At 64.3% G+C, this 22418-nt stretch carries 20 protein-coding genes and 1 tRNA gene; all 21 read right to left on the reverse strand.

Annotation, left to right across the window (positions count from 1 at the left end; genetic code table 11):
- The 21 genes from nuoN to AC07UK_RS23875 all read right to left on the reverse strand — a co-directional run bounded on the left by nuoN (nt 1) and on the right by AC07UK_RS23875 (nt 22236).
- Nucleotides 1-1476, reverse strand: coding sequence for an NADH-quinone oxidoreductase subunit NuoN (nuoN, locus tag AC07UK_RS23775; RefSeq protein ID WP_436221143.1), 1476 nt, complete (start codon nt 1474-1476; stop codon nt 1-3).
- A gap of 18 nt (nt 1477-1494) precedes the next feature.
- Nucleotides 1495-2961: an NADH-quinone oxidoreductase subunit M gene (locus AC07UK_RS23780; protein ID WP_114134038.1), complete on the reverse strand. Its 1467-nt coding sequence runs from the start codon at nt 2959-2961 to the stop codon at nt 1495-1497.
- 27 nt (nt 2962-2988) lie between these two features.
- Nucleotides 2989-5076 (reverse strand): NADH-quinone oxidoreductase subunit L, encoded by a 2088-nt coding sequence (nuoL, locus tag AC07UK_RS23785; RefSeq protein ID WP_436221142.1) that lies wholly within the window; start codon nt 5074-5076, stop codon nt 2989-2991.
- A 58-nt stretch (nt 5077-5134) separates the two neighbouring features.
- Nucleotides 5135-5440 carry an NADH-quinone oxidoreductase subunit NuoK gene (gene nuoK / locus AC07UK_RS23790; RefSeq protein WP_013956021.1) on the reverse strand — a complete coding sequence of 102 codons (306 nt, stop codon included), beginning with the start codon at nt 5438-5440 and terminating at the stop codon, nt 5135-5137.
- Nucleotides 5441-5456: 16 nt separating this feature from the next.
- Complete coding sequence (locus AC07UK_RS23795; RefSeq protein WP_114134040.1) at nt 5457-6101, reverse strand: NADH-quinone oxidoreductase subunit J; 645 nt, start codon at nt 6099-6101, stop codon at nt 5457-5459.
- A 198-nt stretch (nt 6102-6299) separates the two neighbouring features.
- A complete protein-coding gene (gene nuoI / locus AC07UK_RS23800) occupies nt 6300-6791 on the reverse strand; it encodes an NADH-quinone oxidoreductase subunit NuoI (protein ID WP_010809124.1) in 492 nt (163 codons plus the stop codon).
- A gap of 58 nt (nt 6792-6849) precedes the next feature.
- Complete coding sequence (nuoH, locus tag AC07UK_RS23805) at nt 6850-7914, reverse strand: NADH-quinone oxidoreductase subunit NuoH (protein WP_013956018.1); 1065 nt, start codon at nt 7912-7914, stop codon at nt 6850-6852.
- 21 nt (nt 7915-7935) lie between these two features.
- On the reverse strand, nt 7936-10302 hold the full coding sequence (nuoG, locus tag AC07UK_RS23810; protein ID WP_436221141.1) for an NADH-quinone oxidoreductase subunit NuoG: 2367 nt from the start codon (nt 10300-10302) through the stop codon (nt 7936-7938).
- A 12-nt stretch (nt 10303-10314) separates the two neighbouring features.
- On the reverse strand, nt 10315-11610 hold the full coding sequence (gene nuoF / locus AC07UK_RS23815) for an NADH-quinone oxidoreductase subunit NuoF (RefSeq protein ID WP_013956016.1): 1296 nt from the start codon (nt 11608-11610) through the stop codon (nt 10315-10317).
- 1 nt (nt 11611) lies between these two features.
- Nucleotides 11612-12109 carry an NADH-quinone oxidoreductase subunit NuoE gene (gene nuoE / locus AC07UK_RS23820; RefSeq protein ID WP_041228324.1) on the reverse strand — a complete coding sequence of 166 codons (498 nt, stop codon included), beginning with the start codon at nt 12107-12109 and terminating at the stop codon, nt 11612-11614.
- A 185-nt stretch (nt 12110-12294) separates the two neighbouring features.
- The gene (locus tag AC07UK_RS23825; protein ID WP_013956014.1) at nt 12295-13548 is read right to left on the reverse strand and encodes an NADH-quinone oxidoreductase subunit D; all 1254 of its coding nucleotides are present in this window, start codon (nt 13546-13548) and stop codon (nt 12295-12297) included.
- A 9-nt stretch (nt 13549-13557) separates the two neighbouring features.
- On the reverse strand, nt 13558-14154 hold the full coding sequence (locus AC07UK_RS23830) for an NADH-quinone oxidoreductase subunit C (RefSeq protein WP_013956013.1): 597 nt from the start codon (nt 14152-14154) through the stop codon (nt 13558-13560).
- A 1-nt stretch (nt 14155) separates the two neighbouring features.
- Complete coding sequence (locus AC07UK_RS23835; protein WP_008643342.1) at nt 14156-14638, reverse strand: NuoB/complex I 20 kDa subunit family protein; 483 nt, start codon at nt 14636-14638, stop codon at nt 14156-14158.
- A gap of 6 nt (nt 14639-14644) precedes the next feature.
- Complete coding sequence (locus AC07UK_RS23840) at nt 14645-15004, reverse strand: NADH-quinone oxidoreductase subunit A (protein ID WP_010809131.1); 360 nt, start codon at nt 15002-15004, stop codon at nt 14645-14647.
- Nucleotides 15005-15170: 166 nt separating this feature from the next.
- Nucleotides 15171-15255: transfer RNA gene (locus tag AC07UK_RS23845), tRNA-Leu, on the reverse strand.
- 187 nt (nt 15256-15442) lie between these two features.
- The gene (gene secG / locus AC07UK_RS23850) at nt 15443-15811 is read right to left on the reverse strand and encodes a preprotein translocase subunit SecG (RefSeq protein WP_013956012.1); all 369 of its coding nucleotides are present in this window, start codon (nt 15809-15811) and stop codon (nt 15443-15445) included.
- A 63-nt stretch (nt 15812-15874) separates the two neighbouring features.
- Nucleotides 15875-16612: a triose-phosphate isomerase gene (gene tpiA / locus AC07UK_RS23855; protein WP_114134045.1), complete on the reverse strand. Its 738-nt coding sequence runs from the start codon at nt 16610-16612 to the stop codon at nt 15875-15877.
- Nucleotides 16613-16725: 113 nt separating this feature from the next.
- Nucleotides 16726-17730 (reverse strand): NAD(P)H-quinone oxidoreductase, encoded by a 1005-nt coding sequence (locus AC07UK_RS23860; RefSeq protein WP_436221138.1) that lies wholly within the window; start codon nt 17728-17730, stop codon nt 16726-16728.
- A gap of 184 nt (nt 17731-17914) precedes the next feature.
- Nucleotides 17915-20086: a polyribonucleotide nucleotidyltransferase gene (pnp, locus tag AC07UK_RS23865; protein ID WP_436221137.1), complete on the reverse strand. Its 2172-nt coding sequence runs from the start codon at nt 20084-20086 to the stop codon at nt 17915-17917.
- A gap of 451 nt (nt 20087-20537) precedes the next feature.
- Nucleotides 20538-20807: a 30S ribosomal protein S15 gene (gene rpsO, locus AC07UK_RS23870; protein WP_010809136.1), complete on the reverse strand. Its 270-nt coding sequence runs from the start codon at nt 20805-20807 to the stop codon at nt 20538-20540.
- Between the two features lie 172 nt (nt 20808-20979).
- Nucleotides 20980-22236, reverse strand: a complete 1257-nt coding sequence (locus tag AC07UK_RS23875; RefSeq protein WP_494686338.1) for a branched-chain amino acid ABC transporter substrate-binding protein — start codon at nt 22234-22236, stop codon at nt 20980-20982.
- Nucleotides 22237-22418 lie beyond the last annotated feature (182 nt).

Below are 22418 nucleotides of genomic sequence, written 5' to 3' on the forward strand. Positions count from 1 at the left end.
TCAGGAACCCAGGGTCGAGCGGATGGCCTGGTAGCACAGGTTCATCAGCGCGGCCGGGAAAATACCCAGCAGGATCACTGCGGCACCGTTCACGCTCAGCATCGAGCGCAGGCCAAAGGTCGCTTCCAGCTGCTCTTCGCCCACGGGTGCATCGAAGTACATCAGCTTGACGATGCGCAGGTAGTAGAACGCGCCGATCAGCGAGAACATCACGGCCACCACGGCCAGCCAGGTCATGCCTGACTTGACCACCGCATCCAGCACCGCCAGCTTGGCATAGAAGCCCACGGTCGGCGGGATGCCGGCCAGCGAGAACATCATCACCAGCATCAGGAAGGCAAACCACGGGTTGCGGCGCGACATGCCCTTCAGGTCTTCCAGGGTCTCGGCCTCGAAGCCCTTGCTGGTGCGCAGCAGGATGATGCCGAAGGTGCCCAGCGTGGTCAGCAGGTAGGTCACCGAGTAGAACATCGCCGAGCTGTACGCATCGGCCGCGCCGTCAGCCTTGTTGGCGACCACGCCCGACAGCAGGCCCAGCAGCACGAAGCCCATGTGCGAGATGGTCGAATACGCCAGCATCCGCTTCAGGTTGCTCTGCACGATGGCGGTCAGGTTGCCGATGGCCAGCGAGATGATCGACAGCACCACCAGCATCATCTGCCAGTCGCTCGCCAGCGGCAGCAGGCCTTCCACCAGCACGCGAATGAACAGCGCGAAAGCAGCAACCTTCGGGCCGCCGGCGATCAGCAGCGTCACCGCGGTCGGCGAACCCTGGTAGATGTCCGGAATCCACATGTGGAACGGCGCAGCGCCCAGCTTGAACGACAGGCCGGCAACGATAAAGACCACGCCAAAGGCCAGCATGGTGGTGTTGACGCGGCCCGACTCGACCACGCGGAACACTTCGCCCAGGTTCAGCGAACCGGTGGCGCCGTACATCATCGAGATGCCGTATAGCAGGAAGCCCGAAGCCAGCGCGCCCAGCACGAAGTACTTCATCGCCGATTCAGAGGTCACGCGCGATTCGCGGCGCAGTGCCACCAGTGCGTACGACGACAGCGACAGCAGTTCCAGGCCCAGGTACAGGGTCAGGAAGTTGTTGCCGGTGATCATCACGATCTGGCCGCCCAGCGTGAACAGCGCGAGCTGGTAGAACTCGCCGGCAAACATGTCGCGATCCGCCAGATAGCGGCGCGTGTAGACCAGCGTCACGAACAGGCCGGCAGAGCAGAACGCGGACAGCACGTTTGCCATCGGATCGATCACGACCAGGTTGGCGAACGCGTAGTGCGTCTCGCCGGCGGCAGCATTCAGGCCAAACCAGACGGTCAGCACCAGCGTGGCCAGCAGCGACAGCGGATAGGCCACGCTTTGCTTGCCCTTGCCACGCGCAAGGTCGATCCAGTTGACCGCGCCGATGGCGATCGCCAGGAAAATAATCGGCGCCACGGGGCCGAGTGTCGAGGACGTTTGCATATTGATTTCTCTCCCCGATTACAGCTTGGACTGTGCCGCGTGGGACAGCAGGTTCACCACGGACGCGTGCATCACGTCGGTAAAGGGCTTCGGGTGCAGGCCCATGTACAGCGTCATGATGGCCAGCAGGCCGAGCATGACGAACTCACGCTTGTTCAGGTCGACCAGCTCGCGCACGTGCTGGTGGACCATGTCGCCAAAGATCACGCGCTTGACCATCCACAGCGAGTAGGCGGCGCCGAAGATCAGGGCGGTGGCCGCCAGCAGGCCGATCCAGAAGTCGAACTTGACCGCGCCCAGGATCACCATGAATTCGCCGACGAAGCCCGAGGTTGCCGGCAGGCCGCAGTTGGCCATGGCGAAGAACACTGCCAGCGCGGCGAACTTGGGCATGGTGTTGACCACGCCGCCGTAGTCGGCGATCTGGCGCGAGTGCACGCGGTCATACAGCACGCCGATGCAAAGGAACATCGCGCCGGAGATAAAGCCGTGCGAGATCATCTGCACGATGCCGCCTTCCACGCCGATGTCGCTGAAGATAAAGAAGCCCAGCGTGACGAAGCCCATGTGGGCGATCGACGAATACGCCACCAGCTTCTTCATGTCGGCCTGCACCAGGGCGACCAGGCCGATGTAGATCACCGCGATCAGCGAGATGGTGATGATGAACGGGGCCAGGTAGTGGCTGGCGTCAGGCGCGATCGGCAGCGAGAACCGCAGGAAACCGTAGGCGCCCAGCTTCAGCATGATGGCGGCCAGCACCACCGAACCGCCGGTCGGCGCTTCCACGTGGGCGTCCGGCAGCCAGGTGTGCACCGGCCACATCGGCACCTTGACCGCGAAGGCGACGAAGAAGGCAATGAACAGCGCGATCTGCTCGTTCATCGACAGCTTGGCCTGGTGCCATTGCAGGATGTCGAAGGTGCCGGTCTTGTTGTACAGGTACAGCAGCGCGATCAGCGTCAGCAGCGAGCCCGCCAGCGTGTACAGGAAGAACTTGAACGCGGCATAGACACGGTTCGGGCCGCCCCAGACACCGATGATGATGTACATCGGGATCAGCGTGGCTTCGAAGAACACGTAGAACAGCATGCCGTCCAGCGTGCAGAACACGCCGACCATCAGGCCCGACAGGATCAGGAACGAGGCCATGTATTCCGCCACACGCTCGGTGATCACTTCCCAGGCCGAGATCACCACGATCACCGTGATGAAGGCGGTCAGCACCACGAACCACATCGAGAGGCCGTCAACCCCAAGCAGGTAGTTGATATTGAAGCGCTCGATCCAGTTCGCCTTCTCGACGAACTGCATGGCCGCGGTGGTGCGGTCGAAGTGGAAGACCAGCGGCAGCGTGACGACAAAGCTCGCGATCGAGCCGAACAGCGACATCCACCGCACGAAGCCAGGACTCCGGTCCGAGCCGAAGGCGAGGATCAGCAGGCCGAAAAAGATAGGCAGCCAGATTGAGAAAGACAGAACCATTTCTATGTTTTCCTTACTTGGTGCCTATCACTTGGTGCCGATCACGCCCGTGACCGTCAGCGTCAGCAGCACCAGCATGCCGACGATCATCGCGAATGCGTAGTGGTAGATATAGCCCGACTGCAGGTAGCGGCTTGCCGAAGCAAACGAAGCCACCACGCGCGCCGCGCCGTTGACGAACAGGCCGTCGATCAGGCTCTGGTCGCCGCCCTTCCACAGGCCGGTACCGAGCAGGCGTGCGCCGCGGGCGAATACGGCCTGGTTGATGGCGTCCATGTAGTACTTGTTGTCGAGCAGCGTGTACAGGCCCGAGAAGCGGTTCTTGATGGCCTCGGGGATGTCCGGGCGCTTCATGTAGAAGAACCACGACAGCACGACACCGGCGATGGCCAGCCACAGCACGGGCGTGGTCAGCGAGTGCAGCGCCATCGGCACCCAGCCGTGGAAGGCTTCCTCCAGCTCGGCCATGGCGTGGTGGTTCTCGCCGACGAAGATCACGTCCTTGAAGGCGATGCCGTGCTTGAAGAATTCGCCGAACAGCATCGGCTCGATCGCGATCGCACCGATGATCACCGACGGGATCGCCAGCAGCACCAGCGGCAGGGTCACCACCCACGGCGACTCGTGCGGCTTCTCGCCGGCGGCCAGGCCATGGTGGTGGTCAGGCGTGACTTCCTCGTCCTCGTGGTCGCCCTCATGGTGCTGGTGGGCATGGTTCTGGCCCCAGCGCTCCTTGCCGTGGAAGACCATGAAGTACATGCGGAACGAGTAGAACGCGGTCACGAACACGCCGGCCAGCACGGCGTAGTAGGCAAAGCTCGAACCGGCGATATGCGATTCGGCCACGGCCTCGATGATCGAGTCCTTGGAGTAGAAGCCCGCGAAGAACGGCGTACCGATCAGCGCCAGCGAACCCACCAGCGAGGTGATCCAGGTGATCGGCATGTACTTGCGCAGGCCGCCCATGTTGCGAATGTCCTGGTCGTGGTGCATGCCGATGATGACCGAGCCCGCGCCCAGGAACAGCAGTGCCTTGAAGAATGCGTGCGTCATCAGGTGGAACACGGCCACCGAGTAGGCCGAAGCGCCCAGCGCCACGGTCATGTAGCCCAGCTGCGACAGGGTCGAATACGCGACCACGCGCTTGATGTCGTTCTGGATGATGCCCAGGAAGCCCATGAACAGCGCCGTGATGGCACCGATCACCAGCACGAAGGACAGTGCGGTATCCGACAGCTCGAACAGCGGCGACATGCGCGCGACCATGAAGATGCCTGCGGTCACCATGGTTGCCGCGTGGATCAGTGCCGAGATCGGGGTCGGGCCTTCCATCGAGTCAGGCAGCCAGACGTGCAACGGGAACTGCGCCGACTTGCCCATCGCGCCGATGAACAGGCAGATGCAGGCCACGGTGATCATCAGCCAGTCGGTGCCCGGGAAGATCACGGTCGCCAGCTGGTCGCGCGCGGCGAACACTTCGGTGTAGTTCATGCTGCCGGCGTAGGCCAGCAGCAGGCCGATGCCCAGGATAAAGCCGAAGTCGCCAACGCGGTTGACCAGGAACGCCTTCAGGTTGGCGAAGATGGCCGTCGGGCGGGTGTACCAGAAGCCGATCAGCAGGTACGACACCAGGCCCACCGCTTCCCAGCCGAAGAACAGCTGCAGGAAGTTGTTGCTCATCACCAGCATCAGCATCGAGAAGGTGAACAGCGAGATGTAGGCGAAGAAGCGGTTGTAGCCGGGGTCCCCGTCCATGTAGCCGACGGTGTAGATGTGCACCATCAGCGAGACGAAGGTCACCACGACCATCATCATCGCGGTCAGAGAGTCGACCAGGAAGCCGACTTCCATCTTCAGGCTGCCGATGGCCATCCACTCGTAGACGGTGCCGTTGTAGCCGGCGCCGTTCATCACGTCGAGCAGCACCATCACCGACAGCACGAAGGAAATGGCAACGCCCAGGATCGTGGCGGTATGCGCCACGATCCGGCCGCCGCGCGACTCCGAGGAAAACAGGTCGAAGAACTTGGTACCGAACAGGCCGGCGATCGCGGAGCCGACTAGCGGCGCCAGCGCAATCGCAAGCAGCAGGTTGGGGTTGAGCGTGGTTGCCATAGGACGCTTAGTGGTGTGCGGTCGGTGAGTCTTGGGTATCTGCGTAGTGCGCCACGGATCAGCCCTTGAGGGTATCCATGTCGTCCACGTTGATCGTATCCAGATTGCGGAACAGCACAACCAGGATAGCGAGACCGATTGCCGACTCGGCGGCGGCCACCGTGAGGATGAAGAAAACGAAAACCTGACCAGCCAGGTCGCCCAGGTAATGCGAGAAGGCGACGAAGTTGATGTTCACCGCAAGCAGCATCAGTTCGATCGCCATCAGCAGCACGATCACGTTCTTGCGGTTCAGGAAGATGCCGACGATGCTGATCGCGAACAGGATCGCAGCGAGGACGAGGTAGTGAGCGAGAGAGAGCACAGCGTTTCTCCGGGCTTTAGTTCTTATTGGCGGCAGCCGCGGCTTCCGTCTGCTGGGTCTGGCCTTCGGACTGCATCGGCACCAGGCGCACGCGGTCGTCGCGGCGGGTGCGCAGCTGCGCCGATACGTCCTGGGCCTTGACGTCCTTGCGGCGGCGCAGGGTCAGCGCCACGGCGGCGATGATCGCCACCAGCAGGATGATGCCGGCCACTTCGAAGGCGTAGATATAGTCGGTGTAGATCAGCTTGCCGAGCGCGGCGGAGTTCGAGTAGCCCGGGTCCTGCGAACCGCTGGCGACCACCGGCGTGGTGGTGCCGATGAAATTGCGCACCAGCACGATCGCCATCTCGGCGATGATCAGCGCGCCCACCACCGAGGCCATCGGCACGTAGGTCCAGAAGTCCCGCCGCAGGTGCTCGATGTCGATATCGATCATCATCACCACGAACAGGAACAGCACCATCACCGCGCCGACATAGACCAGCACCAGCAGGATGGCGAGGAATTCCGCCTTGAGCAGCATCCAGATCGCCGCGGCCGTGAAAAACGACAGCACGAGGAACAGTGCGGAATGCACCGGGTTCTTCGCAGTGATGACTTTCAGTGCGGAGAGCACCAGCACCAGCGCAAAGACGTAGAAGATGGTGGTCGTGAGTTCCATGGTCCCTATCGGATCCTCTCTGGGCCGTCCGGCACAAGCCATCCCCTCGGGTGGCCCGCTCCTGCGGCATCCTTGCATTGGCCCCTTGCATTGCAGGGACCGCATTCAAATTCGGTGGCGGCGGCTGCCAGGTCTGCTGCTTGCGGCAGCCGCCAACCGGCGGTACTTCTGGCCGAGACTTCCGGCCGGTGATTCAGCTTAGCGGTACTTCGCGTCGGCGGCCTTGGCTGCGGCGATCTGCGGCTCGTAGCGGTCGCCCACTGCCAGCAGCATGTCCTTGGTGAAGTACAGGTCGCCGCGCTTCTCGCCGTGGTACTCCAGGATCTGCGTTTCCACGATGGCGTCGACCGGGCAGGCCTCTTCGCAGAAACCGCAGAAGATGCACTTGGTCAGGTCGATGTCATAGCGGGTCGTGCGGCGCGTGCCGTCGGCGCGCGCGTCGGACTCGATCGTGATGGCCAGCGCCGGGCACACCGCCTCGCACAGCTTGCAGGCGATGCAGCGCTCTTCCCCGTTCGGGTAGCGGCGCAGCGCGTGCAGGCCACGGAAGCGCGGCGAGATCGGCGTTTTCTCTTCCGGGAACTGGACGGTGATCTTGCGCGCGAAGAGATAGCGGCCGGTCAGGGCCATGCCCTTGAAGAGTTCCTTCAGGAGCAGGCTGTTGAAGAAGTCCTTGATGGCGAGCAGCATGATGCTTCCTAGTATTTCCACACGGTGCGCGCCACGGCGCGCACCGTCGTTTGGCCGTTCAGTGCCAGATGTTCCAGGGCGACTTGATCCAGATCGCCACGATGATCAGCCACGCCACCGTCAGGGGGATGAACACCTTCCAGCCCAGGCGCATGATCTGGTCATAGCGGTAGCGCGGGAACGAGGCACGGATCCAGATGAAGACTGACAGCAGCAGGAATACCTTGATCACCAGCCAGAAGAAGCCCGGGATCGCATTGGTCAGCACGCTATCGACCGGGGGCGCCCAGCCGCCCAGGAACATCAGCGCGGTCATCGTCGAGATGATGATCATGTTGATGTACTCGGCCAGGAAGAACAGCGCGAAGCCCATGCCCGAATACTCGATCATGTGGCCGGCCACGATTTCCGACTCGCCTTCCACCACGTCGAACGGGTGGCGGTTGGTTTCGGCCACGCCCGAGATGAAATAGACGGCAAACATCGGCAGCAGCGGCAGCCAGTTCCACGACAGGATGTTGATGCCCATGTCGGCAAAGTAGCCGGTGTTCTGGCCGTTGACGATGGCCGACAGGTTCAGGCTGCCGGCAACCATCAGCACCGTCACCAGCGCAAAGCCCATGGCGATTTCATACGACACCATCTGGGCCGCGGCACGCATGGCGCCGATGAAGGCGTACTTGGAGTTCGAGGCCCAGCCGGCCAGGATCACGCCGTACACGCCCACCGAACTGATCGCCATCACGTACAGCAGGCCGGCATTCACATCCGCCAGCACCACTTCGGCCTGGAACGGAATCACGGCCCAGACCGCCACGGCGGGCATCAGCACCATCAGCGGGGCAATCAGGTACATGCCCCGGCTGACCTGCGTGGGCATCATGACTTCCTTGAGCAGCAGCTTCAGCACGTCGGCGATCGGCTGCAGCAGGCCCAGCGGGCCCACGCGGTTCGGGCCGATACGGACGTGCATCCAGCCGATCAGCTTGCGCTCCCACAGGATCAGGTAAGCCACGCACAGCAGCAGCGGCACCACGATGATCACGGCGCGAATCAGGATCCACAGCGGTGTCCAGTAGGCACCCAGCAGGCCCTGTCCTTGCGAGGTAATCCAGTCAATCATGTCTTGTTCTCGCTGTTGTTCTTACGCCGTGGCCACGGTGCCGGTGGCCGGCGCCAGGTCAATGGCCTTCTCTACGGTGACCGTGCCGAACATCGCGCCCAGGCTCATGGCCGCCGGCGTTGCCGCCGGCACGCGCACGGTGTTGGCCGGCAGCGTGGCTTCGAGCACGGCCGGCAGCACCACGCTGCCCTGCCCTTGCGTGACCCGCACCGGATCGCCGGACTGGATGCCAAGGCTGGCGAACAGGTCTGCCGGCAGCGCGATCTGCATGGCGCGGCGCGCGGCAGCGCTCAGCTGCAGCGACTCGGCGCGGCGCACGATCGGATCGGCGTGGTAGATCGGCACATCGGCAATGCGTTCGATGCCGTTGGCGGCAGCGGCGGCCACGCGGATCGGCGCATCGGTGGCGTTGTCCAGCTGCGCGTCGACCGGGGCCGACAGCACTTCGGCACGCACCGACTCGGCGGTCTCGTAGTCGAAGCCGGCCACCTCCAGCAGGTTGCCCAGCACGCGCAGCACCTTCCAGCCCGGACGCGATTCGCCCAGCGCGCGCACCACGCCATTGAAGCTCTGCGGCTTGCCTTCGCAGTTGACAAAGGTGCCGGAGGTTTCCGTGAACGGCGTCACCGGCAGGATCACGTCGGCGTACTGCATGGCCGCTTCCGAACGGAACGGCGACAGCACCACCACCGTGCCGGCCTGGGCCAGCGCGGCCAGCGCCTTGCGCGGGTCGGCAGCGTCGAACTCGGGTTCGGTGTTCAGCAGGATGTAGGCCTTGCGCGGCGTGTCCAGCATCGCCTGCGCATTGGCGCCGCCCTGCTTGGGCAGCGCGCCGGCGACATAGCCGCCGACGGTGTTGGCGGCTTCGGTCAGGAAGCCCAGCGTCGCACCGGTTTCGGTGGCGATCCACTGTGCCAGCGCGTGCAGCGCCGAGAACTGCGGATGGCGCACCGCCTCGTTGCCGAGGAACACCGCACGGCGCTCGCCCGACAGCAGCGCTTCGGCCACCTTGCCGGCGGCTTCGCCGCCGTCGAATCCTTCAGTGCCGGCCGGGGCAGCAACGCCCTTGGCGGCAGCCACGGCACGGGCCACGCCGGCGAGCGCCGCGGTCCAGCCGGACGGCGCCACGTCGATGCGGGCGGCCAGCGGCATCAGCAGGTCTTCACCGCCGGCGCCCAGCACGGCCACGCGGGCACCCTTCTTGGTGGCCTGGCGCAGGCGCGAGGCCAGCAGCGGATGATCCTTGCGCAGCGACGAGCCGATCACCAGCACGCGTTGCAGGGTGGTCACGTCGGCCACCGGCATGCCCAGCCACGGCGCGCCCTTCAGTGCGGCCGAGAAATCGGTCTGGCGCAGGCGGAAGTCGACGTTGTCGCTGCCCAGGCCGCGCATCAGCTTGCCCAGCAGGAACAGTTCTTCCAGCGTGCTGTGCGGGCTGGCCAGCGCGGCGATCTGGTCGGCGCCATGATCGCGCTTGATGCTGGCGAGGCCGTTGGCCACGTATTCCAGCGCCGTCTGCCAGTCGGTTTCCATCCATTCGCCGCCCTGCTTCAGCAGCGGGCGGGTCAGGCGGTCGGCGCTGTTCAGGCCTTCATACGAGAAGCGGTCCTTGTCGGAGATCCAGCACTCGTTGATGTCTTCGTTTTCCAGCGGCAGCACGCGCATCACGCGCTGGTTCTTGGTCTGTACCACCAGGTTCGCGCCCAGGCCGTCGTGCGGCGACACCGACTTGCGGCGTGCCAGCTCCCAGGTACGGGCCGAGTAACGGAACGGCTTGCTGGTCAGCGCGCCGACCGGGCACAGGTCGATCATGTTGCCCGACAGTTCCGAATCGACGGTCTTGCCGACGAAGGTGGTGATTTCCGAATGCTCGCCGCGGCCCAGCATGCCCAGCTCCATCACGCCGGCCACTTCCTGGCCGAAGCGCACGCAGCGGGTGCAGTGGATGCAGCGGGTCATCTCCTCCATGGAGATCAGCGGGCCCACGTTCTTGTGGAACACCACGCGCTTCTCTTCCTTGTAGCGCGACTCCGAGGCACCGTAGCCCACGGCCAGATCCTGCAGCTGGCATTCGCCGCCCTGATCGCAGATCGGGCAGTCGAGCGGGTGGTTGATCAGCAGGAATTCCATCACGGACTTCTGCGCCTTGACCGCCTTCTCCGAATTGGTGAAGACCTTCATGCCAGGGGTCACGGGCGTGGCGCAGGCGGGCAGCGCCTTGGGCGCCTTCTCGACCTCGACCAGGCACATGCGGCAGTTGGCCGCGATGGACAGTTTGCGGTGGTAGCAGAAGTGCGGGATGTAGGTGCCCAGCTTGCGGGCTGCTTCCATCACCAGGCTGCCTTCAGCAACCTCAACCTTCTTGCCGTCGATCTCTAGTTCAACCATGTTCTGCCACGCTTAGATGTAGGCCGGAACCATGCACTGCTTGTGTTCGACGTGATACTCGAACTCTTTCCAGTAGTGCTTGAGCATGCCGCGGACCGGCATCGCCGCGGCATCGCCGAGCGCGCAGATGGTGCGGCCCATGATGTTTTCCGCGACGTTGTTGAGCAGGTCCAGGTCTTCCTGGCGCCCCTCTCCGTGTTCGATGCGATTGACCATGCGATAGAGCCAGCCGGTGCCTTCGCGGCACGGCGTGCACTGGCCGCACGATTCCTCAAAATAGAAGTACGACAGGCGCAGCAGCGAGCGGACCATGCAGCGCGTCTCGTCCATCACGATCACCGCGCCCGAGCCCAGCATCGAGCCGGCCTTGGCGATCGAGTCGTAGTCCATGTCGGACGCCATCATCAGGTCGCCCGGCACCACCGGCGCGGACGAGCCGCCCGGGATCACCGCCTTGATGCGCTTGCCGCCGCGCATGCCGCCGGCGAGTTCCAGCAGCTTGGCGAACGGCGTGCCCAGCGGGATCTCGTAGTTGCCGGGACGCTCGACGTCGCCCGAGATCGAGAAGATCTTGGTGCCGCCGTTGTTCGGCTTGCCCAGCTTCAGGTAGTTCTCGGGGCCGACGGCCAGCAGGAACGGCACCGCGGCGAAGGTCTCGGTGTTGTTGATGGTGGTCGGCTTGCCGTACAGGCCAAAGCTGGCCGGGAACGGCGGCTTGAAGCGTGGCTGGCCTTTCTTGCCTTCCAGCGATTCGAGCAGCGCGGTTTCCTCGCCGCAGATATAGGCGCCGTAGCCGTGGTGGGCGTGCAGCTGGAAATCAAAGCCCGAACCCAGGATGTTGTCACCCAGAAAGCCGGCCGCGCGCGCCTCTTCGAGGGCTTCCTCGAAGATCTTGTATTCGTTCCAGATCTCGCCGTGGATGTAGTTGTAGCCCACGGTGATGCCCATCGCATACGCGCCGATGGCCATGCCCTCGATCAGCGAATGCGGGTTGTAGCGGATGATGTCGCGGTCCTTGAACGTGCCGGGCTCGCCTTCATCGGTGTTGCAGACCAGGTACTTCTGCCCCGGGAAGGTGCGCGGCATGAAGCTCCACTTCAGGCCGGTCGGGAAGCCCGCACCGCCACGGCCGCGCAGGCCGGAGGCCTTGACGTCGGCGATCACCTGCTCGGGCGGGATCTTCTCGGTCAGGATGCGCTTGAGTTGCTGGTAGCCGCCACGCTTGACGTAGTCTTCCAGGTGCCAGTTCTTGCCGTCCAGGCCGGCCAGGATCAGCGGCTGGATATGGCGGTCGTGCAGACAGGTCATGTTACTTGCCCCCCTTGGCAGCCTCGGCCTTGAGCTCGTCGACCAGTGCGTCGAGCTTGTCGTCGCTCATCCAGCTGCACATGCGGGTATTGTTGACGATCATCACCGGCGCATCGCCGCAAGCGCCCATGCACTCGCCCTCTTTCAGGGTGAAGCAGCCGTCAGCGGTGGTCTCGTTGTAGTCGATCCCGAGCTTGCGCTTCAGGTACTCGCCGGCCCGCTCGCCGCCCGACAGGGCGCACGGCAGGTTGGTGCAGACGGCGAGCTTGAATTTGCCCACCGGCTTGGTGTCATACATGTTGTAGAAGGTCGCCACCTCTTCCACCCACACGGGCGGCATCTCGAGGTAGTTGGCGACGAACTGCATGACTTCGGGTGAAACCCAGCCCACCTCGCCCTGCGCCACGGCAAGCGCCGCCATCACGGCCGACTGCTTCTGGTCGGCCGGATACTTCGCGATCGCGCGATCGATTTCCTTGAGAGCTTCTGCTGATAGCATGGTCATTGCAGTAAAACGGCGTCAGGCAGCGCCACTGGGCGTTCCCTTCCGCAGGTTTGCAGCCGTCGCTGCCCGTTCCGCCGGCAGGCCTGAGGCCCTGCCGGTCCGCCGCGGGTTTTCCGCCCGCTCCCCTGGGGAGCTCCGCGGAAAGCGCCCGGATCGTCGTCCGGGCCGGCGGTCCGTGATTAACGGTCGATCTCGCCGAAGACGATGTCTTGCGTGCCGATGATCGTTACCGCGTCAGCAATCATGTGTCCCTTGGCCATTTCGTCGAGCGCGGCCAGGTGGGGGAAGCCAGGTGCACGGATCTTCAGGCGGTACGGCTTGTTCGCGCCGTCCGAGATCGCGTAGATGCCGAACTCGCCCTTCGGGTGTTCCACCGCTGCATACGCTTCGCCTTCGGGCACGTGCATGCCTTCGGTGAAGAGCTTGAAGTGGTGGATCAGTTCTTCCATGTTGGACTTCATGTCCACGCGCGAGGGCGGTGCCACCTTGTGGTTCTCGGTGATCACCGGGCCCGGGTTGCGGCGCAGCCATTCCACGCACTGTTTGATGATGCGGTTGGACTGGCGCATCTCTTCCACGCGCACCAGGTAGCGTGCGTAGCAGTCGCCGCCCACGCCCACCGGGATGTCGAAGTCCAGCTTGTCGTACACCTCGTACGGCTGCTTCTTGCGCAGGTCCCACTCGATGCCGGAGCCGCGCAGCATGGGGCCGGTAAAGCCCATCTGCAGTGCACGTTCCGGGCTGACCACGCCGATGTCAACCAGGCGCTGCTTCCAGATCCGGTTGTCGGTCAGCAGCGTCTCGTATTCGTCGACGTACTTCGGGAACCGGTTGGTGAAGTCCTCGATGAAGTCCAGCAGCGAGCCCGAACGCGCCTCGTTCATCGCCTTGATGGCGCGCTCGTTGTGTACCTTGGACGCACGATATTGCGGCATCGTGTCAGGCAGGTCACGATACACGCCGCCCGGACGATAGTAGGCCGCGTGCATGCGCGCGCCCGACACCGCCTCGTACATGTCGAACATGTCCTCGCGCTCGCGGAAGGCATACAGGAACACCGCCATCGCGCCCACGTCCAGCGCGTGCGAGCCGATCCACATCAGGTGGTTCAGCAGGCGGGTGATCTCGTCGAACATCACGCGGATGTACTGCGCGCGCACCGGCACCTCGAGGCCCAGCAGGCGCTCGATTGCCATCACGTAGGCGTGCTCGTTGACCATCATCGACACATAGTCGAGGCGGTCCATGTAGGGCACGTTCTGGATCCAGGTCTTCTGCTCGGCCAGCTTTTCAGTGGCACGGTGCAGCAGGCCGATATGGGGGTCGGCGCGCTGGATGACTTCGCCGTCCAGCTCCAGCACCAGGCGCAGCACGCCGTGCGCTGCCGGGTGTTGCGGGCCGAAGTTCAGGGTGTAGTTCTTGATGTCTGCCATGGCGCGTTATCAGTGCAAGCCGCCGTAGTTGTCCTCGCGGATCACGCGCGGGGTGATTTCGCGCGGCTCGATCGTGACCGGCTGGTAGATGACCCGCTTCTGCTCCGGGTCGTAGCGCATCTCGACGAAGCCCGAAACCGGGAAATCCTTGCGGAACGGATGGCCGACGAAACCGTAGTCGGTCAGGATGCGGCGCAGGTCCGGATGGCCGTCGAAGACGATGCCATAGAAATCGAAAGCTTCACGCTCGAACCAGTTGACGCCGTTCCACACGTCGATCACCGACGGCAGCACCGGGAAATCATCGTCCGGGGCGAACACGCGCACACGCAGGCGCCAGTTGTGGGTAATCGACAGCAGCTGCGAGACCGCGGCAAAGCGCAGGCCGTCCCAGGCACCGTCGCCGTACTCGGAATAGTCCACGCCGCACAAGTCGATCAGCTGCTCGAAGCGCAGCGACGGATCGTCGCGCAGGATGCGGGCAACTTCGAGGTAGTCGTCGGCCTTGACGATCAGCGTCAGTTCGCCGGTCGCCTCGATCAGATTCTGCACGCGCTTGCCGAGAGCTTTCTCGAGCGCGGCCTTGAGGATGTCGAGCTTCGCCATTTCAGCCCTTGCGCGCGATGGTGTTGGTACGCTTGATCTTGTTCTGCAGCTGGATCACGCCGTAGATCAGCGCTTCGGCCGTCGGCGGGCAGCCCGGCACGTAGATATCCACCGGCACGATGCGGTCGCAGCCACGCACCACCGAATACGAGTAGTGGTAGTAGCCGCCGCCATTGGCGCACGATCCCATCGAGATCACCCAGCGCGGTTCCGCCATCTGGTCGTAGACCTTGCGCAGCGCGGGGGCCATCTTGTTGCACAGCGTGCCGGCCACGATCATCACGTCCGACTGGCGCGGCGACGGGCGGAAGATCACGCCGAAGCGGTCCATGTCGTAGCGCGCGGCGCCGGCATGCATCATTTCCACGGCACAGCAGGCCAGGCCGAAAGTCATCGGCCACAGCGACCCGGTGCGGGTCCAGTTGATCAGCTTGTCAGCGGTAGTCGTGACGAAGCCTTCATTGAGAACGCCTTCGATTGCCATTTCACATCACTCCCAATCGAGCGCGCCCTTTTTCCAGATGTAGACGAAGCCCACGATGAATTCCAGCAGAAACACGCCCATGGCGATGAACCCCGGCCAGCCGATATCGCGCAGGGCGACACCCCACGGAAACAGGAAGGCGGTTTCGAGATCGAACAGGATAAACAGGATGGCGATGAGGTAGTAGCGCACATCGAACTTCATGCGCGCGTCCTCGAACGCTTCGAAGCCGCACTCGTACGGCGACAGCTTCGCGGGATCGGGCTTGTTCGGACCGAGGATCCGACCGATCGACATCAGTGCCACGCCAAGCACGACACCGAAGATGATGAAGATGAGAACGGGGAAGTAGGCTTCGAGATTCAAGGTACGGCCAGCCTTATCTGGAATGTTGTCAACAGCACCAGCTGAAGCGGCGTCCTGTTGCCCACCCCAGGCGCTAAGCCATAAGCCTCATGGCGCGCCGCCTTGCGGACTGCCGGAGCCCCACGCTCGGGTGCATTGCCCGGCCAGGGACTCCGATCAAGTTGTTTGGTGCCGACGGCGAGACTCGAACTCGCACAGCTTTCGCCACTACCCCCTCAAGATAGCGTGTCTACCAATTTCACCACGTCGGCTGGGGGAGAAACAATATTGCCTGGCGCCGGGTTTTCAGGCCCTTCAGGTCCGTTGCAGAGGCTTTCGTCTTTGCTCGGAACCCATCGCTGGGGAATCGTTTCAAGCCTTGCATTCTAACCTAGATTTCTTGCTTTGTTCAACGCACAACTGCAAAAAAACTCAGGAATCCGCCGCAAGGCTTACGGATTATTTCGGAACAGCGGGGGCTGCCGGCGCCGACGCGTCAGCGGCCGCGGCTGCAGCGGGAGCCGATGCACCTGCCACTGCGGGCGCCGAAGCCGGCGCCGCGCCCATCACGCCCAGCGACGCAGCCGGCTTGTAGTTGCCCAGCAGCGTCAGTGCCAGCGTGCAGACGAAGAACAGCGTGGCCAGCACGGCGGTGGTGCGCGACAGGAAGTTTGCGGAGCCAGTGGCACCGAACAGGCTGCCCGAGGCGCCCGAACCGAATGCCGCGCCGACATCGGCGCCCTTGCCATGCTGGATCAGCACCAGGCCAATCACGCCCAGCGCCGACAACACCTGCAGCACCACCAACAAAGTCTTGAAGATTGCCATTTGATTTAAATAAGCCTTACTGGCTGGTTACTTGCCTGATCGGTCGATCGGAACGGCCGGCATTCAGGCGTTGCCGATCGCGAGAAAATCTTCCGACTTCAGCGAGGCGCCGCCAATCAGGCCCCCGTCGATATCGGTCATGGAAAACAGTTCGGCCGCATTGTCCGGCTTGACGCTGCCGCCGTACAGGATGGCCATGCGCTCGGCCACGCCCGCATCGCGCGCAACAACCTGGCCGCGCAGGAACGCGTGCACCGCCTGCGCCTGCTCGCTGGTGGCGGTCTTGCCGGTGCCGATCGCCCAGACCGGCTCATAGGCCAGCACCACGCGGCTCAGCTGCTCCACCGTCAGCGCGTCCAGCACGGCCTGCAGTTGCCTGCCGACCACCGCCTCGGTTTCGCCCGCCTCGCGCTGGGCCAGCGTTTCACCCACGCAGACCACCGGGACGATACCGAATTCCAGCGCGCGCAGCGCCTTGGCCGCGACGGTCTGGTCGGTTTCGCCATGATAGGTGCGGCGCTCCGAGTGGCCGACCAGCACGTAAGTGCAGCCAAACTCGCCCACCATCGATGCCGCGACTTCACCGGTGAAGGCGCCGCGCGCCTCCGCCGACACATCTTGTGCGCCCCAGGCCACCTGCGAGCCATTCAGCAACGCCTGGCATTGTGCAAGATAGGGGAACGGCGCGCAGACCGCCAGCGTCGCCTTGGCGGTGCCAGCCTTGATGCCCTCCAGCAGCGCCGCGTTTGCAGCCAGGCTGCCGTGCATCTTCCAATTGCCGATGACGAGCTTTTGTCTCACGAAGTGCCCCTCCCAAATCAAACCCGCTATTGTAGCTTGTGGCGGGGGCACGGCGCTACCGCCGCCCGATGGCGGGGGGCGGCAGCATTGCCACATGCAACGGTCGATGTGACTTACCAGGTCAGCACGATCTTGCCGATATGCTCGCTCGACTCCATCAGGCGATGCGCATCGGCCGCCTGCGCGGCCGGGAACACCTCGTGGATCACCGGCTTGATCTTGCCGGCGGCCAGCAGCGGCCACACCTGCTCATGCAGTGCCGCGGCGATCTTGCCCTTGAACGATGCCGGGCGCGGACGCAGCGTGGAGCCGGTCACGGTGATGCGCCGGCGCAGGATATCGCCCAGCGGGATCTCGGCCTTGGCGCCGCCCAGCAGCGCAATGATGACGATGCGGCCATCGTCGGCAATGCACTTCAGCTCGCGCGCCAGGTACGGGCCGGCAACCATGTCGAGAATCACGTCGACACCCTTGCCGCCGGTCAGCGCGGCCACCTCGGCGACGAAGTCCTGCGTCTTGTAGTTGATCGCGCGATCGGCGCCCAGGTCTTCGCAGGCCTTGCATTTCTCATCGGTGCCGGCAGTGACGAACACCTTGTAGCCCAGCGCCTTGGCGATCTGGATCGCGGTCGTGCCGATGCCGCTGGAGCCGCCCTGGATCAGCAGGGTCTCATCCTTGCCGCGCGGGCCCTGGCCCAGGTAGCCGCGGTCGAACACATTGCTCCAGACGGTGAAGAAGGTCTCCGGCAGCGCGGCGGCCTCGATATCGCTCAAGCCTTGCGGCGCGGGCAGGACCTGCGCCAGCGGCGCCGTGCACAGCTGTGCGTATCCGCCGCCCTGCACCAGCGCGCAGACGCGGTCGCCCACCTTCAACCCGAAGCGGTTGTCGGCGTGCGACAGGTCGCCGCCCACCACCACGCCCGCCACTTCCAGGCCGGGCAGGTCCGAAGCGCCCGGCGGCACCGGGTAGTTGCCGGTGCGCTGGAAGACGTCCGGACGGTTGACGCCGGCCGCAGCCACGCGGATCAGGACCTCGCCCGCACCCGCGACCGGGTCGGGACGCTCGGCCAGCTGGAGGACTTCGGGGGCACCGTATTCGCGGATCTCGATGGCTTGCATGCTGCTCTGCTCCTTGTACTTGTCTTGGCGCGGCTCGACGGTGCGTCGCGCCAGGGTCGGTGTGAGCCGTGGCTCGATAGGGTTGCCGGCAGTGTAAACAAAAAAACGGCTGGACATCGTCCAGCCGTTCTTTCGGCGGCGCCACCTTGCGGCGGCACCTGCGGGCAATCCTGCCCCGCTGACTTTACTGCTGTTCCGAGCCTTCGGCCGGAGCGGCCGGCGCGGCGGCTTCGCCAGCGTTGATCGGGCTGATGCTGCCGCCCTCTTCGGCCAGCGCGGCCTTCAGCGACAGGCGCAGGCGGCCCTTCTCGTCAGCCTGGATCAGCTTGACGCGGACATGCTGGCCTTCCTTCAGCCAGTCCTTGATGTCCTTCACACGCTCGTTGACGATTTCCGAGATGTGCAGCAGGCCATCCTTGCCCGGCAGGATGTTGACGATGGCACCGAAGTCCAGCAGCTTCAGCACGGTACCGGCGTAGATCTTGCCCACTTCGGCTTCCGCGGTGATGCCCTCGATGCGGCGCTTGGCTTCGGCCATGCCGTCGGTCGAGGTCGACGCGATCGTGATCGTGCCGTCTTCCTGGATGTCGATGGTGGTGCCGGTTTCCTTGGTCAGCGCCTGGATGGTCGAGCCGCCCTTGCCGATCACTTCGCGGATCTTGTCCGGATGGATCTTCATGGTGATCATGCGCGGTGCGTGTGCCGACAGTTCGGTGCGGGCGTGGCCCATCGCTTCCTGCATCTTGTGCAGGATGTGCAGGCGGCCTTCACGGGCCTGCGCCAGCGCGACCTGCATGATCTCCTTGGTGATGCCCTGGACCTTGATGTCCATCTGCAGCGCGGTGATGCCGTTGTCGGTACCCGCCACCTTGAAGTCCATGTCGCCCAGGTGATCTTCATCGCCCAGGATGTCGGTCAGCACGGCGAACTTGTTGCCTTCCAGGATCAGGCCCATGGCCACGCCGGCCACGTGCGCCTTGACCGGAACGCCGGCGTCCATCAGTGCCAGGCAGCCGCCGCAGACCGAGGCCATCGACGACGAGCCGTTGGATTCGGTGATTTCCGAAACCAGGCGGATGGTGTAGGCGAATTCATCGTCCTTCGGCAGCACCGGGATCAGTGCGCGCTTGGCCAGGCGGCCGTGGCCGATTTCGCGGCGCTTCGGGCTGCCCACGCGGCCGGTTTCACCGGTGGCGAACGGGGGCATGTTGTAGTGGAGCATGAAGCGGTCGCGGTATTCGCCGGCCAGCGCGTCGATGATCTGCTCGTCGCTCTTGGTGCCGAGCGTAGCCACCACCAGCGCCTGCGTTTCACCACGGGTGAACAGCGCCGAGCCGTGCGCGCGCGGCAGCACCGACGAACGGATCTCGATCGGGCGCACCGTGCGGGTGTCGCGGCCGTCGATACGCGGCTCGCCAGCCAGCACCTGACCGCGCACGATCTTGGCTTCCAGGTCGAACATGATGTTGCCGACTTCCACCTTGTCGGCTTCCACGCCGGCGGCTGCCAGTGCGGCCGCCACGTTGGCGTTCACTTCCTTCAGCTTCTGGCTGCGGGCCGACTTCTGGCGCAGCTGATAGGCTTCCTGCAGCAGCGGCAGTGCCACTTCGGTGACCTTGGCGATCAGCGGCTCGTTCTTGGCGGCCGGGGCCCAGTCCCACTCGGGCTTGCCGCCTTCGCGCACCAGCTCATGGATGGCGTTGATCGCGATCTGCATTTGCTCGTGGCCATAGACCACGGCGCCCAGCATCACTTCTTCCGACAGCTGGTTGGCTTCCGATTCCACCATCAGCACGGCGCGCTCGGTGCCGGCGACCACCAGGTCCAGGTCCGAGGTGGCGAGCTGCGAGCGGGTCGGGTTCAGCAGGTACTGGCCGTCCTTGTAGCCCACGCGCGCGGCGCCAACCGGGCCGTTGAACGGGATGCCCGACACGGCCAGCGCGGCCGACGCGCCGATCAGCGCGGGAATGTCAGCGGGCACTTCCGGGTTCAGCGACACCACGTGGATCACCACCTGGACGTCGTTGTAGAAGCCTTCCGGGAACAGCGGGCGCAGCGGACGGTCGATCAGGCGCGAGGTCAGGGTCTCGTTTTCCGACGGACGGCCTTCACGCTTGAAGAAACCGCCGGGGATCTTGCCGGCCGCGTAGGTCTTCTCGATGTAGTCGACGGTCAGCGGGAAGAAATCCTGGCCGGGCTTCGGGCTCTTGGCGGCGACCACGGTCGCCAGCACCACGGTGTCTTCCACATCGACCAGCACGGCACCGCCGGCCTGGCGGGCGATTTCGCCGGTTTCCATGCGGACCGTGTGCTGGCCCCACTGGAATTCCTTGACGATCTTGTTGAACATGGACATGTGCATTCCTTGGCTTGCGTGCAGGCCGCGCCATCACGCAATAACACGCGCACGGCCTGCGACGCCTGCGTTCTCAGCCGCAGGCAAACTGCCGGGTTGCCGGTCGCAGTCGCAGGGAAGTGCTATGCCATTCCAGCGCGGCACTGGCGTTGCCGATGCCGCGCTGGAATGACACAAAGCCCTGTTTCCTTGGCCGGTCCGGGGTATTGAAAACAGAAAAAAGAACAACTTACTCCGTTGCGCAGCTTGCTGCAACGGGCGCCCGGGGAATCAGAATGTCCGCCGGGCGGCGTGAAGCGAAAATCACTCCATCAACTGCCTGCATCCCTGGGCAAAGCGGATTCACCCCGTCAGAAATGCAAAATGCCTGCCCCAGCATTGCTGAAGCAGGCATCGAGGCCTCACGCGAAACCGTGCAAACCCTGGAATCGCGCTGCCATCGGGCGCAACCTTACTTGCGCAGGCCCAGCTTTTCGATCAGGGCGCGGTAACGGTCGGCGTCGTTGGACTTGAGGTAGTCCAGCAGGCGGCGACGGCGGCTCACCATGCGCAGCAGACCGCGGCGGCTGTGGTGATCCTTCATGTTGGCCTTGAAGTGCGGGGTCAGTTCGTTGATGCGGGTGGTCAGCAGGGCCACTTGCACTTCGGGGCTGCCAGTGTCGTTGGCGCCACGTGCGAACTGCTTGATGACTTCGGACTTGTTGATATCGGCAACTGCCATGATGATTTCCTTTCACTTGCGAACGCTACAGCGCGGGATGCGCCGCATGCGTCGTGCCATGTTTTGACTGGCTACTGTCCCACCCGGCCAACGGCCAGGCAACGACAGCCGCGGATTATAGCCGAAAAGCTGCAGCAGGAGTACCGCGGCGCCTGTGCGAGCGCGCTGGCGCTCAGGGGCGCTCCATCCGGCACGTGGTCGGCAGCGTGGTCTGCGCGGCCTTGAGCTTGCGCACGGTACGGAAGCCATAACCCGAGCCCTCGTTGTCGAAGCGCACTGCCCCGCCCTGGCGCTCCATCACCGACACGTACAGCGGCTGCAGCACCTGGTGGTCGTCGGCACGCACGGTGGCCTCATGGAACGGGCTGACGTAGCGCATGTTCTCCAGCGCGCGCGCCACCTTGACCGCATCGGTGGAGCCGGCCTGCTCGATCGCGCGCGCCAGCATTTCCACCATCATCTGCATGCGCAGGTGCACATAGTCGTCCTTCGGCTCCGGATAGCGCGCGCGGAACTGCTGGTAGAAGGCGTCCGATGCCGCCCCGCCCACGTTCGGGTGCCACTCGGCCACCGCCAGCACGCGGCCCACGCCGGCATCGCCCATCGCCGCAGGCGCGCCCAGGCCATTGCCGTAGAAGGTGTAGAACTTGGCCTGCAAGCCGCCTTCGCGCGCGGCCTTGACCATCAGCGTCAGGTCGTTGCCCCAGTTGCCGGTAATGACCGCGTCCGCCCCGCTCGCCTTGATCTTGGCGATATAGGGCGCAAAGTCCTTGATCTTGCCGATCGGGTGGAACTCGTCGCCCACGATCTGGATATCCGGCCGGCGTGCCGCCAGCATCTCGCGCGCCGAGCGCGACACCTGGTGGCCGAAGCTGTAGTCCTGGTCGATCAGGTAGACACGGCGCACCGCCTGGTCCTGGCGGATCACCTCGGTCAGCGCCTGCATGCGCATGTCGGCGCTGGCGTCGAAGCGGAAATGCCAGAAGCTGCAGTTCTCGTTGGTCAGGCTGGGATCGACCGCCGAGTAGTTCAGGAACAGCACGCGCGCGTCGGGCTGGCGCGCGTTGTGGCGGTTGATGGCCGACACCAGCGCGCCGGCCACGGCCGAACTGTTGCCCTGCAGGACAAAGGGAATGTGCTTGTCGGTCAGGGCCCGCAACTGGATCAGGCTCTCGTCGACATTGCCTTTGCTGTCGAAGGTGACCAACTCCATGGGCCGTGCACCCTCTGCGGTCTTCACGCCGCCGCGCGCGTTGATGCGCTCGATCGCCAGGCGCAGGTTGCGCGTCACGGCTTCGCCCGCGTTGGCAAACGGGCCGGACAGCCCGTCGATCATGCCCAGCCGGATCGGCTCTTGCGCCGACGCGCCCGCCGCAGCCGCCAGCAACAACCCGCCCAGCCATCCACGCCACCGTGCCGCAACCTTCATGTTCTCTCCCGGAAAGCGCTGGATAGTACGGCAGCGACCGGTTGCGGGCAAATGCCACCGGGGCACGATCATTGGCCGCCGGTTCCGCGAGGAAACCGCCAGGTTGCGGGAAGATCCGTCAATAAGCAGCGCCCGGCGCACACAAGGCCGGAGGCCGCACTACACTTGCGGTATCCACTATC

The sequence above is a fragment of the Cupriavidus sp. GW821-FHT07C08 genome (assembly GCF_059419025.1).

Excerpts from the sequence above, each read along its gene's own strand:
- nuoN (WP_436221143.1), bottom strand. The coding sequence starts at position 1,476 with ATGCAAACGTCCTCGACACTCGGCCCCGTGGCGCCGATTATTTTCCTG.
- AC07UK_RS23780 (WP_114134038.1), bottom strand. The coding sequence starts at position 2,961 with ATGGTTCTGTCTTTCTCAATCTGGCTGCCTATCTTTTTCGGCCTGCTG.
- nuoL (WP_436221142.1), bottom strand. The coding sequence starts at position 5,076 with ATGGCAACCACGCTCAACCCCAACCTGCTGCTTGCGATTGCGCTGGCG.
- AC07UK_RS23795 (WP_114134040.1), bottom strand. The coding sequence starts at position 6,101 with ATGGAACTCACGACCACCATCTTCTACGTCTTTGCGCTGGTGCTGGTG.
- nuoI (WP_010809124.1), bottom strand. The coding sequence starts at position 6,791 with ATGCTGCTCGCCATCAAGGACTTCTTCAACAGCCTGCTCCTGAAGGAA.
- nuoH (WP_013956018.1), bottom strand. The coding sequence starts at position 7,914 with ATGATTGACTGGATTACCTCGCAAGGACAGGGCCTGCTGGGTGCCTAC.
- nuoG (WP_436221141.1), bottom strand. The coding sequence starts at position 10,302 with ATGGTTGAACTAGAGATCGACGGCAAGAAGGTTGAGGTTGCTGAAGGC.
- nuoF (WP_013956016.1), bottom strand. The coding sequence starts at position 11,610 with ATGACCTGTCTGCACGACCGCCATATCCAGCCGCTGATCCTGGCCGGC.
- nuoE (WP_041228324.1), bottom strand. The coding sequence starts at position 12,109 with ATGCTATCAGCAGAAGCTCTCAAGGAAATCGATCGCGCGATCGCGAAG.
- AC07UK_RS23825 (WP_013956014.1), bottom strand. The coding sequence starts at position 13,548 with ATGGCAGACATCAAGAACTACACCCTGAACTTCGGCCCGCAACACCCG.
- AC07UK_RS23830 (WP_013956013.1), bottom strand. The coding sequence starts at position 14,154 with ATGGCGAAGCTCGACATCCTCAAGGCCGCGCTCGAGAAAGCTCTCGGC.
- AC07UK_RS23835 (WP_008643342.1), bottom strand. The coding sequence starts at position 14,638 with ATGGCAATCGAAGGCGTTCTCAATGAAGGCTTCGTCACGACTACCGCT.
- secG (WP_013956012.1), bottom strand. The coding sequence starts at position 15,811 with ATGGCAATCTTCAAGACTTTGTTGGTGGTGCTGCAGGTGTTGTCGGCG.
- AC07UK_RS23860 (WP_436221138.1), bottom strand. The coding sequence starts at position 17,730 with ATGCAAGCCATCGAGATCCGCGAATACGGTGCCCCCGAAGTCCTCCAG.
- pnp (WP_436221137.1), bottom strand. The coding sequence starts at position 20,086 with ATGTCCATGTTCAACAAGATCGTCAAGGAATTCCAGTGGGGCCAGCAC.
- rpsO (WP_010809136.1), bottom strand. The coding sequence starts at position 20,807 with ATGGCAGTTGCCGATATCAACAAGTCCGAAGTCATCAAGCAGTTCGCA.
- AC07UK_RS23875 (WP_494686338.1), bottom strand. The coding sequence starts at position 22,236 with ATGAAGGTTGCGGCACGGTGGCGTGGATGGCTGGGCGGGTTGTTGCTG.